Below are 14,780 nucleotides of genomic sequence, written 5' to 3'. Positions count from 1 at the left end.
GTGGGATTGAAGAACGCGGCGCTGTGCTGCTATACATGTACAGCGTCAGTGTGGCGCAGATCTCATTATGTCGACGACGGTACGGACACCCCGGCTAGCCGGTCGGATTAGGGAGTGAAATGAGCACAAGCGAGTACGAGGGACGATTGTTCATCAACGGCGAGTTCCGCGACGCGGTCGCGGGGGGCCGGTACGAGGTGTACAACCCGGCGGACGAGTCCGTTGTGGGGGAGGCCTCCGATGCGCAGCCCGAGGATGTTGCTGCTGCCGTCGCCGCCGCCAGGAACGCTGCCGACACGACATCCTGGGCCACGGATCACGAGTTCCGCCGAAAGTGCCTCGAGCAGTTGCAGTCCGGTCTCCGCAAAGAAGCTTCGACCGCGAAGTCGATTGCGGTCGCGGAGGCGGGAACGCCGATTTCCGCGACGCTGACGCACGTCGACGCGATGATCGAGGATATGTCCTACTTCAACAATCTGATCACCACGTGGAAGTGGGAAGAGGATCTACCTGCGTACGAGCTGTTGGGTATGCAGAGTCTGCGCAGGATCCGGTACGAACCGTACGGTGTCGTCGGGGCGATCACTCCGTGGAATGCCCCGTTCATGACGAACATCTGGAAAATCGGGCACTCTCTCGCCACCGGTAATGCGGTCGTCCTCAAGAGTGCGCCCGACACTCCACTCGCGGCCGCGCTCATCGCCAAAGTCGCGCAGGAAATGACCGACATTCCGCCTGGGATCATCAACACAATCAGCTCGGCAGACAAGGCGATCGCAGGCGAGGCGCTGACCACGGATCCGCGTGTCGACCTGTTCCACTTCACCGGCTCACCCGCTGTCGGCCAGCGGATCGCACAAAATGCGGCGGTAGGGATTCGGCATTCAGTCTTGGAGCTGGGTGGAAAGTCCGCAAACGTGATCCTGCCGGACGCCGATCTCGACATGGCCTGCATGCTCGGTTCGGTGATGTGCATGTCGAACAGCGGTCAGGGGTGTGCCCTTGCAACCCGTATGGTCGTCCACGCCGACGTCTACGACGAGGTCCTGCAGCGGCTCGAGGCGGTCGTCGGCGGCCTCCCGTGGGGTGACCCCAATGACCCCAACACGTTGGTGGGCCCCATCATTCGTGCCGAGCAGCTGGAGCGGATCGAGGGCCTGGTGGATCGCGCAGAGAAGGATGGCGCCCGAATCCTGACCGGCGGCAAACGAGGTGATCGCGGTGGAAAGGGATTCTGGTACCTGCCTACCGTCGTTGCCGACGCGGACGAGAACTCCGAGATCGCCCAGACGGAGGTGTTCGGCCCCGTGTTGACGGTTATCCGTTATGAGGGTGACGACGACGAGGCTGTTCGGGTCGCAAACAACAGCAGGTACGGACTGTCGGGCTACGTGCAGTCGACCGACCCGCAGAGGGCCTGGAATGTGGCGAACCGCCTGAAGGCCGGCACCGTCAACATCAACAACTCGTTCTATCTCTCCCCCGACTCCCCGTTCGGCGGATATGGAATCAGCGGCGACGGTGTCGAACACGGTGAAGCGGGATTCCGGGAGTACCTGCAGGCGAAGACGATCGCGAGTCCGGCAGCGCAGTAACCGCCCGAGGTGGATGGGTGTGACATGTGTTTCAGGTTGCCTCGGACCGGCGTAGTGTCGCCGCTCCGAGGAACCCGAAACATTTGCACGGATAACCAGTTCGGTGCGCGGCGGGATCGAACCTTCTTTTCCCACTCTTGACCAAAGCATGCCTGACCCCCTTACTATACGTGTATAGATCCTGGTGATCGGGTCACACACCGTGGCCCTGGAGAGGACACACCATGGCAAGACCAATCTTGGACGGCGTGAGAATCATCGACCTGACTTCAGGCTTGGCGGGCCCTGTGGCCACGCGATTGCTCGCCGAGGCGGGCGCCGACGTACTCAAGATCGAGCGGCCCGGAGGGGATCCGACACGGGAACACCATGCTCCCGGCTTCGCCAACTGGAACCGCAGCAAGCGCAGCAAGGTACTCGACCTCGGTACGCCGACCGGACGCAGTGAATTCGACGGTCTGCTCGCAGACGCCGATGTGCTCGTGCACAACTTCTCGCCGGAGCGAGCCCGCGCCAAGGGGTTGGACGACGAGACGATGGCAACGCGTTTCCCGGGTCTGATCGTCAGTGCGGTCACCGGCTACGCGGGCAACCATTCCGATGCGGAAAGGCCGGGATACGAGGCGCTGGTTCAGGCACGTACCGGCGCCATGGACGAGCAACTCGGACACCGTGCCGGCCCCATCCATCTGCGGATGCCGCTTGCCAGTTGGACAGCCGCGTATCTTGCCGCCGCCGGGATCATGGCTCGTCTACTCGTACGAATTCGTACGGGAAAGTCGGGGCCCGCGCATACCAGTCTTCAGCAGGGCATGCTGGCAGCGATGGCAGCGATCTGGAACCGGGAAGAATATCCCTCCGATTTCCTGAAGATCAAAATCCCGTTGCCCAAGGGGCAGGCGTTTCCCGCGGTCACGCTCTTCGAGTGCGGTGACGGCAAATGGATCCAGACGCTCGGTGGGTTCATGGAGAACCCCTTGGTGATCGAAACCATTGCTGAGATGGGGGAGCCGTACGTCGTCGTGCCCTTCCAGCAGATGCCCACTGCTGAGGAGCAGGACCTCTGGAGGCGCATGTTCCTCCGCCGACCGGCCAGTGAATGGCTGAAAGCATTCTGGGAGGGTGATGTTCCGGCCGACCTGGTGAACGAGCTGGGCAACATATTGCGGAACCCCCAGGTTGAAGTGAACGGCCAGGTCGTCGAAGTCACTGATCCGGTATGGGGCAAGGTCCGTCAGGCGGCCAGCCCGTTTCGTACCGAGCCAGAATGCGAAGTACGTTGTCCGGCACCCACATTGGGTCAGCACCAGGATCAGGCCTGGGTGTCTGACGCCGGCGTCGAATCGAAAGCAGAGGTATATCCACATCGGCCACTTGAGGGACTGAACGTCCTCGACTTCGGGATGTTCCTCGCGGGACCGTTCGCGCCTGCCCTCATGGCCGACATGGGTGCCAACGTCATCAAGGTCGAGGCAGTCACCGGCGACCGGATGCGGGTATCTGAGCTGATGTTCATCGGATGCCAGCGAGGCAAGAGGTCGATCGCGATCGACCTGTCCAAGCCCGAATCACGGCAGGTCCTCGAGAAGCTCGTCCAGTGGGCCGACGTCGTCCACCACAACCTGCGTGCCCCAGCCGCGCGCACCCTGGGAATCGACGAACCGACATTGCGCAAGATCAACCCGGACCTCGTGTACTGCCACGTCAGTTCCTACGGCGCGAAGGGACCACGAGCAGACTGGCCTGGTTACGACCCCATTGCACAAGCGACATCCGGCTTCATGATGGAGGGTGCAGGCGAAGGCAACCCGCCGATGTGGACTCGCGTCGCTCCGATGGACTTCCAGACGGCACTCGCCTCACTCGTCGCGACCCTACTGGCCGTCTACGAACGGGAAAAGACCGGCAAGGGGAGCCTGGTGACGACCTCACTGCTCGGCGCGGCAGCAACCATCAACAGCGAAACGATGATCCTCGCGGACGGCACCTTCGCGCCCACACCCAGCCTTGACCACGAGCAACGCCTCATCGAGCCGGGCTACGGCATCTACCAGACACAAGACGGTTGGGTCGCCGTCGCGGCAGTGGGTGTCGAGAAGAAGGAAGCCCTTCGCAAGATCATGGAAGTCGACGACGACAGCCTCCTCGAAGGTGCTTTCGCTGTTAGTAGGCAACTCGAGACCACCGAACGGCTCAATTCCGCCGGCGTCCCCGCAGAGGTCGTTCGCCTAGACTACGAGGCCGCCTTCTTCGACGACCAGGCCAACCAGGAAGCCCGACTGGCCGTGCACACACAGCACAAGCAATATGGAAGGCTCGACCAGCTGGGCGCGTACTGGTCATTCGGTGATCTGGATCTTCGCTTGAATCAACCGCCGCCCCTCCTCGGCGAGCACACGATCGACATTCTCGAAGAGCTCGGCTTCGGACGAGCGACCATCGAGATGCTTCTCAACAATGGCTCCGCGGCGAAGTACGACACGGCGGTATACGTCGCACCTTGATCAGATCGCGTCCGCCTCCGTTCTTGCAGCGCACCGCGTAAGCCCCCATGGACCCACCGGTCGCCCTCGCCGCGGAAAGCAATCGAACTCTTGTGCGGCTGAATACCCGACGTACCCGCAGCGTGTGCGATCTCGATGCTCGGCAGAATCGGTATGGCCCGGTTCCACCCCCGACGATGGAAACCGGAGGGCATCGTCGATGCTAGGAGCGGTGGCGCGGACTCGCACAACGGAACCCAACTGAAGCTTGTCGTGGGAGTAGGGTAATCTGCCCTACTCTGCGGTTTCGACAAGTACCGCGACACGTCAGTTTTGGGACAAGTCTGTCGTCGAGGGCAAGATCGACGTGCGCGACGGACGCCACCTCACGGGACTTGACCGGAGAAAACGTCGAATCCTTGTGGTATTTGGTGAGTGCGCTCAGGCGATCATGGTGCGGAGGGTATGTCGATGTACGAATGTCGGCGACGCCAGAACGCGCGTTGGATCCTTGCGGAGGCCGCGAGCCTTCAGTCGCTCGCCGAGCAAGGGTCGGTCTCAGCGTTCGATTCGAAAGGCCCGCTCGAACCCTGGTTCGGCCAGCCGAGGTTCGAGCGCAGGGCCACGGAAAGAAAGGTCGGACGGCAGGGCTGTGGCTTGGGGAGTTGCGGTGCTGGGGCTGGTGATCTGAGGGTTACAGGCTTGGGTGGTGGTTGCGAGACACCATCCGCGCGAACACTGAGGTCACACCCGTGGGATTTCCTCCCACACGTTGTTCCGCTGTCATGAATTCGACGCGCCGCGGGTGCCTGTTGTCGGTCCTCGAGGCGGTTCCCGATCCACGAGATCGGCGCGGGATGCGCTACCGGTTGGCAGGCGTGCTCGCGCCCGTGGTCACCGCCACGGTCGGCGGCGCCCTCGATCAAGCCCTGGGCGCATGGATGTGGACGCGCACGTTCCTCGCTGGGCATCGGCGGGTGATCGCCCTCGACGGCAAGACCGTCCGAGGGCCCGACACCGAGCGGACCAGGGGCGGCCCCGCATCTGGTGGCCGCGTTCGACCAGGGTGTCGGCGCCGTGCTCGGGCAGGTCTGCGTGGACACAGAGAGCAACGAGATCCCTTACGCCAGAACGTTTGTGACCAGGTCCGATTTCGAGGGTGCGGTGGTGACACCGGATGCGGTGCACACCCAAAACGGACACCGCCATCCTGATCTGCCAGGGCGGCGGCGACTATGAGTTCATCGTGAAGAACATGCCCATTCTGTGCGCAAAGCTGACAGTGTTGCCCTGGAAGGGCATACCGTAACGAACCACGGGGAGGTGCTGGCGAGCGACCCGCACGATCAAGCTCGCCGCAATCCCAGACTGGGTCGCGCTCCCCGTGCTGAGCAGGCCGGACAACTGCGCCGCACTGCTACCGGGAAGAACCGCAAGAAGGCAGTCGAGGTGGTCTACCTGATCAGCTCCGCAGATCATGTGGCCGCCCTCGCCAGCGGTACTGGCCGCCTGCGTGCGGGGACATTGGGGAATCGAGAACTGGCTGCACTGCGCGCCGTCCTTACAGTGAGGAGCTTGTCGCAGGTCCGCGCCGGCCGAGAGCCGCGGATCATAGCCACCTGCCGAAAACTTGTTGTCAGCTTGCTCCGCATCGCCGGATGGGACAACATCGCCGCCGGATTTCGTCATCATGCACGACATCTCGAACGTGCCGTCACACTGGGCCTGACCTGAGGAAATCAGCCCCTACTGGGACACTGGGTTCGAGCGGTAACCAGGCGTGCTCAGACGTCAGACGAATACCGGTCGAGTAACGCTGACAACGCGATTTCGAAACTCTGCCGATCGCGGAGGGTAGCGATGTATCGGGAGATTTCGTTGTCGCCCGCCGGCCCGCTGCGAGGGATGAAGTTCTTGCTCTCTTCCACGAACAGCCTGCCGAGAACTAGTTGGTGAACCCCGGCGTACGCCGTCTGCGCTTCGGCGTGTGTGAGGCCGGCGCGCTCGAACTGGCGGATGCTGTACAGGACAAGGTTGCGGGCATTGGGCAACAGCTTGCTGGTGAGCAGCACCGCGCCAAGTCCAGGAAGGCTCAGAAGGGCATCGACAGACGATTGCACTGCGAGGGTGAACAGCTCACGCCATGGTGCACTCTCGGGGCCAGGTAGCTCGATGTTGCCGAGGATGTCGTCACCCACCAGACGCAGGAGTTCATCCTTGTCTTCGACGTGGTGATACAGCGCCATCGCGGAGACGTTGAGCCGACCGGCGAGTGCGCGCATGGTCAGCTTCTCGGCGCCGACCTCCTGGAGCAGTTCCATTGCCTTGGAGGCGATGAGCTTTCGATCCAGGGGGACCCGCTGTTCCCCGTTCGACTCGGTCACTTTGGGCCGTTTAGTCTTGGGTGCACTTCCGGTCATCTTGGTGCGCGTGCGACTGGTCATGCTGTCCCCTCGTGTTGTTGCCTCCCGCCTGTCTGGCGCATACTTTACACGTATACTAGCTGGCCGTCGACTTGGCGGCGCCCACCTCGGAGAACAATACGACTCGGAGATTAACGTGACCCGTTCAACCGTGGATTCTGCACGCCTCGATGTACTGCTGCGTCGAATAAAACTGGAGGTGGAGACCGGCGCACTGCCGTCGGTGCAGACCGCCGTGGCACTCGATGGAGAGCTCATCGCGTTCGAGACATGGGGTGACGCCGATCCGTCCACTCGTTACGTCCTGCAGTCTGCGGGACGGCCGATCGTGGCCGGAGTGGTGTGGAAGCTGATCAGCGACGGACTGCTCGACGTCAGCCGAACGGTCGCCTCCTACATTCCGGAATTCGCTACCAACGGAAAAGACGCCGTGACGGTGGAACAGACGTTGACACACGTTGGAGGATTCCCACTCGCGCCCTTGGCGTACCCGCAGATGTGCGAGCGGTCCCGCCGCCTCGAAGCCTTCTCGAAATGGAGGCTCACGTACGAACCCGGCACGCGGTTGGAGTTCCACCTCACATCGGCGGCTTGGGTGGTGGCGGAATTGTGCGAGCGTTTGACCGGGCATCCGATCGACGAGTACCTCCGCACCGAACTCACGGGACCGTTGGGATTGGACAGCATCGAGATCGGGCCTTCGGTGGCTGCCCAATCCAACGTTGCTCCCTTCACGCTGGTAGGCGTGGAACCTGACAATCAAGCAGAGATATCACCCTGGGGTCCGTGGTATTTGGCTCGGCCCGAGGTACTTGCCGCCGGCGAGCCCAGCCATTCGATCGTGTCCAACGCAGCGGATCTCACACTGTGGTATCAGGCGTTGATGGGGTCTTCGCTGTGGCGACGGGACGTTGTCGAGGACGCATTGAAGATCCGCGTGACTCTGCCCGTCGAGGGAGAACGAGGGGGGACACGAAGCGTCCCGGGGAACGTCGCGTTGTTCGTGGCGGTCGCCGGCGACGACGGTATCCAGCGCGCATTTCTACCCGTGACCGGCAGCCCATCGACGTTCGGACACGGCGGAGCCCCGAGCCAGGTGGCCTTCGCCGACCCGGAAACGGGCCTTTCCTTCGCTTTCCTGACCAACGGATACCCCGATACTGGTTACGAACAGACGCGGGCAGGGCTCAATCGGATCCTCAACATCGGCAACCTCGCAGCCGACTGCATTGTCTCTGGATAGGAATCAGACACTTCGGTGCGGGGCCGGTGGCCGCATCCGGCCCCGCACCGAAGTCATCCGGCTATATCCCGAGCCGCTCCAGGAATCGCTCATGAGACAGGGCAGGACCACCGAAAAGCATCTGGGAGGCCTTGGCGCGCCTGAAGTACAGGTGCGCTGGGTGCTCCCAGGTGAATCCCACACCGCCGTGCACCTGAATTGTCTCCTTCGCAACGAACATGGATGCGGCCGAACAGGTGATGTGTGCAGCTGCTGCAGCGACGCTGGACTCGGTGGAATTGTGTTCGGCTACCCGTGCAGCCTCGGCCGCACTTGCCTTCGCCAACTCGATCTGCACGAACATCTCCGCGCACATGTGTTTCACGGCCTGGAAGGATCCGATCGGCCGACCGAACTGAAACCTCTGTTGCGCGTAGTCGACGCTCAGTTCGAGGCACCGTTGCGACGCCCCGACCTGTTCGGCAGCGAGCGCAACGCAGGCAAGGTCGAGGACGCGGGCGATGACGCGCCCGGCGGCGCCTTCCCTGCCGATCAGACGCGCAGGTGTACCGGCAAGAGTCAATTTCGCCAGGGGGCGGCTTCCGTCGAGGACGTCCATCGGTTCGATCTCCACGCCAAGCGCGTCCGATTCGACCGCGAACAGGGTGGGGCCTGCGGTGGTCCGTCCGATGACGAGCAGCATTGCGGCCGACTCCGCATTGGGCACCCAGGCTTTGGTCCCGTCGAGCACCCAATTGCCGTGGCCGTCGCCAGTAGCGCGGGTGCGCACCAGAGCTGCATCCCATGCGCCGGACTGTTCGGCAACAGCCAAGGACGTGCACAGGGTGCCATTCGCAATCGCGGGTAGATAGTCATGGCACGCCTCTTCGTCCCCTGATGCGAGCAAGGCCTGGGCGCCGAGCACCACGGTCGCGAAGAACGGGGACGGAAGCAGGGCTCTTCCCATCTCCTCGAGAACAACCGACAACTCGACGAAACCGTATCCGTCGCCACCGAAGCGTTCCGGAATCGACAGCCCCTGCAGCCCGAGTTGTGTGGCCATCTGGGACCAGATGTCGGCATCGGCAGCCCTGCTCGTTTCCATCAGGTCACGGACCACCGATTCGGGAACACGGGTGTCGAGAAACTTGCGGACAGAACTCCGAAGATCCTCGAGCTCGGGTGAAAGATAGATCATCGTGTTGCTCCCGTGCTGGTCGTCGAACGGCGGGTCTGGTTGAACGGTGACTTGCTGTCGATCGCAGGATCCTTCGGAAGACCAAGAACCTGCTCGGCAAGAATGTTCTTCATGATCTCCTCGGTACCGCCGAGGATCCGCATCGCAGGCGTTGCAAGCAGCAAATCCGCCCACGCGAACGTGCCCCACTCACCGGTGTCGGCGATGATGCGGGGGCCGAGCACATCGGAGACGAAATGCGCGGCGCGCGTGAGGTTGCGGCCGTGCATGAGCTTGGCGACCGAACGTTCTGGTCCCGGAGAGTGACCTGTCTCGATCGTACGAGCCGCGACGTCGTTGAGACATGCGACAGCCATCGTCTCCGCGAGGAGCTCGCTCAAGTCTCGACGCAGCGCTCGATCGTCCCATGTCCAAGTGGCCCTCATGAGTGCGGAAAGGCGCTCCGCGGTGAGGGCGCGTTCAGGACCGCTGCTGGTGCCACCGACAACGTCACGTTCATTCATCAGGGTTGTCAGGGCGACCTTCCAGCCGCCGTTGACCTCACCAAGTCTGTGATCATCGGGCACCCGGACCTCGGACAGGAAGACCTCGTTGAACTCCGCCCCACCGGTCATCTGGCGAAGTGGACGCACTTCGACTCCAGGCGCGGACATGTCCACGACGAAGGCGGTGATGCCGTGGTGCTTCGGGGCGTGCGGATCAGTGCGACACAGCACCTCGCCGATGTCACTGTGCTGCGCAGCCGACGTCCATACTTTCTGACCGCTGAGGATCCACTCGTCACCATCCCGGACGGCTTTGGTCTCGACCGCCGCGAGGTCCGAGCCCGCAGCCGGCTCGCTGAACAGTTGGCACGCGATGATGTCACCACGGTAGAGAGCAGGAAGGTACTTTTCGCTGATGTGCTGCTGGGCATGGGCGAGGATCGTGGGACCGACCATGCCCAGACCTACCACGGACAACTGCGAGGTATCCGGGACGTCGTACTCGGATTCGACGGCGCTGTACGTCATCTGGTGAATCGATGTAAGTTCCCGACCTCCATATCGTTTGGGGCCGGTGATCCACCCCCACCCGTTGTCGTAGCGGATCCGTTGCCACGCCTTGGCCGCCTCGACCGCTTTGCGCTCCTCCTCTGCAGACTTGTTGGGGAAGTAGTTGACGCTGTCGTCGCCACTGCCCCATGGAACCGCGTTCTGTTCGGTCCGAGGTTGCGCATTCGAGTGCAGAAATTCTCTGACCGCTGCCACGAATTCGTCGAGGCCTCGTTCGGGCTCTGGGTTGGTACTGACCATGGTCATCCTTGTCGATCGGGGCACGAATTACACCGTGCTTTACGTGTAAGGACCGCGTATGGACAAGCATAGCTGTACGTGTAAGGTGAAGTGTGGTTCCGGCCACAGTTCCCTCATCGCCGTGGAAGAAATCCGCGGTCCCGCACGCACGGGCGTGATTCACCGCAAGGAGGCTAAAGACCTATGACGAAGATCTGGGCGAATTCGGCAGACTCACACGTCCTCGAGCCGGACGATCTCTGGACCCAGCGGCTCCCGAAGCGGCTCGCGGATCGTGCACCTCGGTCGGAGCGGGGAGAGAAGTACGAGATTCTCTATATCGACGGTAAGCAGATCAACCGGCAGCTCAACGACTTCATGGACGCGATCCGGCCGCCAGGAGCCCGGGATCTGAACATCCGTCTGAAGGACCTTGACCAAGAGGGTGTGTGGGCACAGCTGGCCTTCCCCTCCATGGGCTTCTGGACTGTCGAGATCCAGGACCCCGAACTGGCCCGGGAAGTGACGCGAGCATGGAATGACTGGGCTTACGAAGAAATTCTGCAGAAGAACGATCGCATCTTCACTCCGGCAATCATCTCCATCGCCGACGTCAGCGACGGGGTGGCCGAACTCGAGCGAGCCGCCGACCTCGGATTTCAAACCGTATTCCTCCCGTGCGGCACACGTCCCGGCGAGGAATGGGGCCTGGACAAGTGGGAACCACTGTGGGCTGCCGCAGAGCGGCTGAACACTGTGTTGGCTTTCCACATCGGGACCGGGGGGGAGAACATCGTCTATCGGGGGCCAGGCGGGGCAGTCGTCAACTACATGGAGACCACCTACCCCGGTATGCGAGTGGTCTCCCAGATGGTCGCGGGCGGTGCCCTCGACCGCCATCCGGATCTCAAAATCCTCATTGCCGAAGGCGGCGCCGCCTGGGTTCCTGCGATCGGTGACCGCATGGACGAGGCCTATCGACAGCACGGCATGTTCGTGCGACCCAAACTCGATCGTCTCCCGAGCGAGATCGTTCGGCATCAGGTGTACGCCTCCTTCCAGCATGACATCAGTGGCGTCCAGATCATCGAGGGCACCAATTACCGCAACGTGTGCTGGGGTGACGACTACCCGCACCTCGAGGGAACATACGGGCATACGCAGGAGACATTGCGGACATTGTTCGACGGTGTCGACCCCGAGATTCAGGACCGAGTCTTGCGCGGCACTTTCGCCGAGCTGTTCCGAATTCCAGAACGCACCGCTGCCGATGAAGCTCGCTGAGTGCAGTCGATCCGGCGGCACGCAGGACGGCACTGAAACGACCGAAACAGAAGTACTCCGCCTCGAGCTGGTAGCTGACCAATGGAGATCTCGTGAATATCGGAATGCTGCTCGACATGGCAGCCGACACCTACTGCGACCGGATCGCCCTGGGCACGGAGCGAAACCACATCACCTATGCGCAAGCACGACGGTCCGCTCAGGGAGGCGCCTCCATCATCGCAGCGGGCGGGGCACGCTCGGTTGCGTTCGTCGGAATCAACAGCGAAGTGGTGCCGCTCCTGGTCTTCGCCGCCGCGCTCGCCGGTGTTCCGCTTACTCCGCTCAACTACCGCTTGTCCCCGGCCCAGCTCACGGAACAACTAACCCAACTTCCTGATCCGTTGTTGGTCGTCGACGAGGCGTACGTGGACACCGTCCGGGAAACGATGCCGAGCGTGCATTCGAGCGAGCAGTGGTACGCCGAGACGATGAGCGCTGACCCCACCCCCACCGTCGGCGAAAATCCGTCGGCAATCGTCTTGTTCACGAGCGGTACCACCTCCAAGCCGAAGGGGGTCTTGCTCGAGCACGATCATCTCGTCAGCTACGTATTGCAGACTGTCGAATTCGGCTCTGCCTCTGAGGACGAGGCTGCGCTGATCAGCGTTCCGCCCTATCACATCGCCGGTATCGGGACCGTCTTGACGAACGTCTACGCGGGACGTCGGATGGTGTACTTGCCAAATTTCTCCGCCGGCACGTGGATTGAGCTCGTGCGGAACGAGCAGGTGACCAACGCGATGGTTGTCCCCACCATGCTCGCGCGAATCGTCGAGGAGCTGGAATCTTCACCAGTGGACTTCCCATATCTACGGTCCCTTGCATATGGGGGAGCGAGGATGCCGCGCCCCGTCCTCGAGGCCGCGTTGAAGAAGTTTCCAAGAGTGGGATTCGTCAACGCGTACGGGCTGACCGAAACGAGCTCCACCATCGCGGTGCTGGGCCCTGACGACCATCGCGACGCTGTGACCGGCGACGGCGCGTCGCGCCGTCGCCTCGATTCGGTCGGCCGCCTGGTGCCAGGTGTCGAGGGAGTTATTCGTGACCCGGGTGGCGACCCCGTCGACGACGGCGAGGTCGGAGAGCTGTGGGTCCGGGGCCCTCAGGTCTCGGGACAGTACGTCGGACTCGGTTCCGTGCTCGATCCTGACGGATGGTTTCCGACCAAAGATCGTGCCTACTTCGATTCCGACAAGTACCTGTACATCGAGGGTCGATCCGACGACACGATCATTCGCGGCGGCGAGAACATCGCCCCCGCGGAGATCGAAGCCGTCCTCGTCGAGCATCCCAACGTACGGGAAACTGCAGTCTTCGGCAGGCCTGACGATGAGTGGGGGGAGCGGATCGTCGCTGCCGTCGTCACGACCGGCGTGGGGGTCGACCCGGATGCACAAGCAGTGCGAGACTTTGTGCGTCAGCGCCTTCGCGGCTCACGGACTCCCGATGACGTGGTCTTCGTAGACCAGCTTCCCTATACCGCCACCGGCAAACTGCTGCGCAATGACCTCAAGAAGTACGTGGCCAGCTTGATGGCCTGACAGTCAGAGCAAAGGAAGGCACGAGGAGTGCCTTCTTTTGCTCCCTGCCTCCAATCGACGGAGGACTCTCGGAGGACGTTCTTGCGGACCTTCCCAGCAGGAGTTCGGGGAAAATCGTCGCGCCTGACTTAGGGCATCTTTAGTACCCAACTCGATGTCGAGACCGTAGACGGTGGTCGAGCACGGCAGCGCCGGCACCGGTTCGGATACGTCGGTTCCTCGGGTCGTGATTGCCGACACGGAGGACTTTCCGACGAGATCCTCGACGCCGATCATGTCTCACAGCCTCACCTCGTCAACCCCACCTTCGGCACAGGAGCCCTGCGATGAACACCATCATCGACAAGCTGGTTGTCACCCCCATGTCATGGTTGCTGGCCGTGCCGATCGTGCTGCTCGACCGCCTCCTGTCTCCGGACCTCACCGAACTACCGCACCGGGACAGCCATACCTTGCCGCAGCGCACTGTCGAGCGATGCGCACGGAGCCGATGACCAGCGCCGGAGGTCAGCGATGAGGACGCTGTGGAGCAGTGCGAGGGTCCTGGGGGCGAGTCTGACCACCCTGGCTACGGCCGGCGGGGTGGTACGCAATGCGCGGCCGCACAGGTATCACACACGAAGCCTACGGCGATGAGGATTTCGACGCGATGCTCGCGCTGCCGGCCCGCACCGTCGTCACCGAAGACGGCCTCTCCTTGGCCGTCAGGGAAACCCGACCGCGGATCCGTCTCTCACCGTCGTCTTCGTCCATGGGTATTGCCTGCGCATGCAGTCCTGGTACCTGCAGATGCGCCACCTTGAGGAGCACCGGGGCAAGGATGTGCGGATGGTGTTCTACGACCAGCGCGGCCACGGCGAGTCCGGTCGTCCCGCCTCCGAGTCCTGCACCATCGCCCGGCTCGGTCGGGACCTCGCCGAGGTCATCGACGCCGTCGACCCCACCGGCCCGGTCGTGGTGGTCGGGCACTCGATGGGCGGCATGACCGCCCTGGCCCTGGCCCACCAGCTGTTCGACGAGCGCATCGTCGGGGTCGGCCTGCTCGCCATCACCGCAGCCGGGCTGACCAGGACCGGGCTCGGACGCAACCTGACGAACCCGGTGATCGACGGATTCCGATACGTGGGACGCGCCGCGCCGAACCTCGTGCACTTCGCCCGCGGGGCGGCCACGGCGATCATCTCGCCGATCCTGCGCGCCGCGTCCTTCGGGACGGTGGTCAGCCCAGGATCGCCGCGTTCGCCGACCGGATGCTCTCGGAAACCTCGGTGCCGACCCTCGTGAATTTCCTGCCCACACTTGAGGTGCACGACGAGTCGGCGGCGTTGCCGGACAGCGAGCTCGAGAGCGTCCCCGACGCCGGGCATCTGGTGCCGCTCGAGTTTCCCGAAACGGTCTCCGGGGCCGTGGACCGGCTACTGCAACGCGCCCGGGCCCATCACCGGAGCAGCCCGCCTCGCAATGGGCTGATCCGACTTTCTCGGATGCCCTGCAGTGCTTCACACCGCGGTACGGACGGTCGAGACGGACTGGACCGGCCAGTGCGGAGCGGGGGCGGATCACCTCATGTAGAGTGGATGGCCGCTGGCGGCGTGTGCTGCCTGCCGGCGGGTCGCGGGTGCTGGTGACCTTACCGAGCAGGAGCAGGGGATCCCGATCGTGGACCCGACGGGTCGGACAGCGTCCGGAGCGGTCCGCGCTTTCCTCACGTATGTCAC

The 14,780-nt window shown here is 62.9% G+C and carries 10 protein-coding genes and 1 pseudogene; 8 read left to right on the top strand and 3 right to left on the bottom strand.

Annotation, left to right across the window (positions count from 1 at the left end):
• Positions 1 to 119 precede the first annotated feature (119 nt).
• The 3 genes from Q7514_RS21485 (at position 120) to Q7514_RS21465 (ending at position 5,812) form a co-directional block, all read left to right on the top strand.
• A complete protein-coding gene (locus tag Q7514_RS21485; protein WP_330135290.1) occupies positions 120 to 1,595 on the top strand; it encodes an aldehyde dehydrogenase family protein in 1,476 nt (491 codons plus the stop codon).
• A gap of 224 nt (positions 1,596 to 1,819) precedes the next feature.
• On the top strand, positions 1,820 to 4,099 hold the full coding sequence (locus Q7514_RS21480) for a CoA transferase (RefSeq protein ID WP_330135289.1): 2,280 nt from the start codon (positions 1,820 to 1,822) through the stop codon (positions 4,097 to 4,099).
• A gap of 1,302 nt (positions 4,100 to 5,401) precedes the next feature.
• Positions 5,402 to 5,812: a hypothetical protein gene (locus Q7514_RS21465; protein WP_330135288.1), complete on the top strand. Its 411-nt coding sequence runs from the start codon at positions 5,402 to 5,404 to the stop codon at positions 5,810 to 5,812.
• Positions 5,813 to 5,862: 50 nt separating this feature from the next.
• Here Q7514_RS21465 and Q7514_RS21460 read toward each other — a convergent pair whose 3' ends face one another.
• Positions 5,863 to 6,522 carry a TetR/AcrR family transcriptional regulator gene (locus tag Q7514_RS21460; RefSeq protein ID WP_330135287.1) on the bottom strand — a complete coding sequence of 220 codons (660 nt, stop codon included), beginning with the start codon at positions 6,520 to 6,522 and terminating at the stop codon, positions 5,863 to 5,865.
• A gap of 115 nt (positions 6,523 to 6,637) precedes the next feature.
• On the opposite strand from Q7514_RS21460, the gene Q7514_RS21455 reads away from it, so the two are divergent.
• Positions 6,638 to 7,744: a serine hydrolase domain-containing protein gene (locus tag Q7514_RS21455; protein WP_330135286.1), complete on the top strand. Its 1,107-nt coding sequence runs from the start codon at positions 6,638 to 6,640 to the stop codon at positions 7,742 to 7,744.
• Positions 7,745 to 7,805: 61 nt separating this feature from the next.
• Here the strand turns inward: Q7514_RS21455 and Q7514_RS21450 are convergent, their stop codons facing one another.
• Both Q7514_RS21450 and Q7514_RS21445 read right to left on the bottom strand, forming a co-directional pair.
• Positions 7,806 to 8,921, bottom strand: a complete 1,116-nt coding sequence (locus Q7514_RS21450) for an acyl-CoA dehydrogenase family protein (RefSeq protein ID WP_330135285.1) — start codon at positions 8,919 to 8,921, stop codon at positions 7,806 to 7,808.
• Positions 8,918 to 10,216 (bottom strand): acyl-CoA dehydrogenase family protein, encoded by a 1,299-nt coding sequence (locus Q7514_RS21445; RefSeq protein WP_330135284.1) that lies wholly within the window; start codon positions 10,214 to 10,216, stop codon positions 8,918 to 8,920. Before Q7514_RS21445 ends, Q7514_RS21450 begins: the two co-directional genes overlap by 4 nt.
• Positions 10,217 to 10,399: 183 nt before the next feature.
• On the opposite strand from Q7514_RS21445, the gene Q7514_RS21440 reads away from it, so the two are divergent.
• The 4 genes and pseudogenes from Q7514_RS21440 to Q7514_RS21425 all read left to right on the top strand — a co-directional run.
• Positions 10,400 to 11,479, top strand: a complete 1,080-nt coding sequence (locus Q7514_RS21440) for an amidohydrolase family protein (protein WP_330135283.1) — start codon at positions 10,400 to 10,402, stop codon at positions 11,477 to 11,479.
• A gap of 92 nt (positions 11,480 to 11,571) precedes the next feature.
• Positions 11,572 to 13,062 (top strand): class I adenylate-forming enzyme family protein, encoded by a 1,491-nt coding sequence (locus tag Q7514_RS21435; protein ID WP_330135282.1) that lies wholly within the window; start codon positions 11,572 to 11,574, stop codon positions 13,060 to 13,062.
• 326 nt (positions 13,063 to 13,388) lie between these two features.
• Entirely contained in the window at positions 13,389 to 13,556 is a 168-nt protein-coding gene (locus Q7514_RS21430; protein ID WP_330135281.1) for a hypothetical protein, read from the top strand.
• Positions 13,557 to 13,575: 19 nt separating this feature from the next.
• Positions 13,576 to 14,510, top strand: a pseudogene (locus Q7514_RS21425) (alpha/beta fold hydrolase); the annotation flags it as partial.
• Positions 14,511 to 14,780 lie beyond the last annotated feature (270 nt).

The sequence above is a fragment of the Rhodococcus artemisiae genome (assembly GCF_036327795.1).
Lineage (GTDB): Bacteria > Actinomycetota > Actinomycetes > Mycobacteriales > Mycobacteriaceae > Rhodococcus > Rhodococcus artemisiae.
This window is presented reverse-complemented; position numbering and strand designations above follow the sequence as displayed.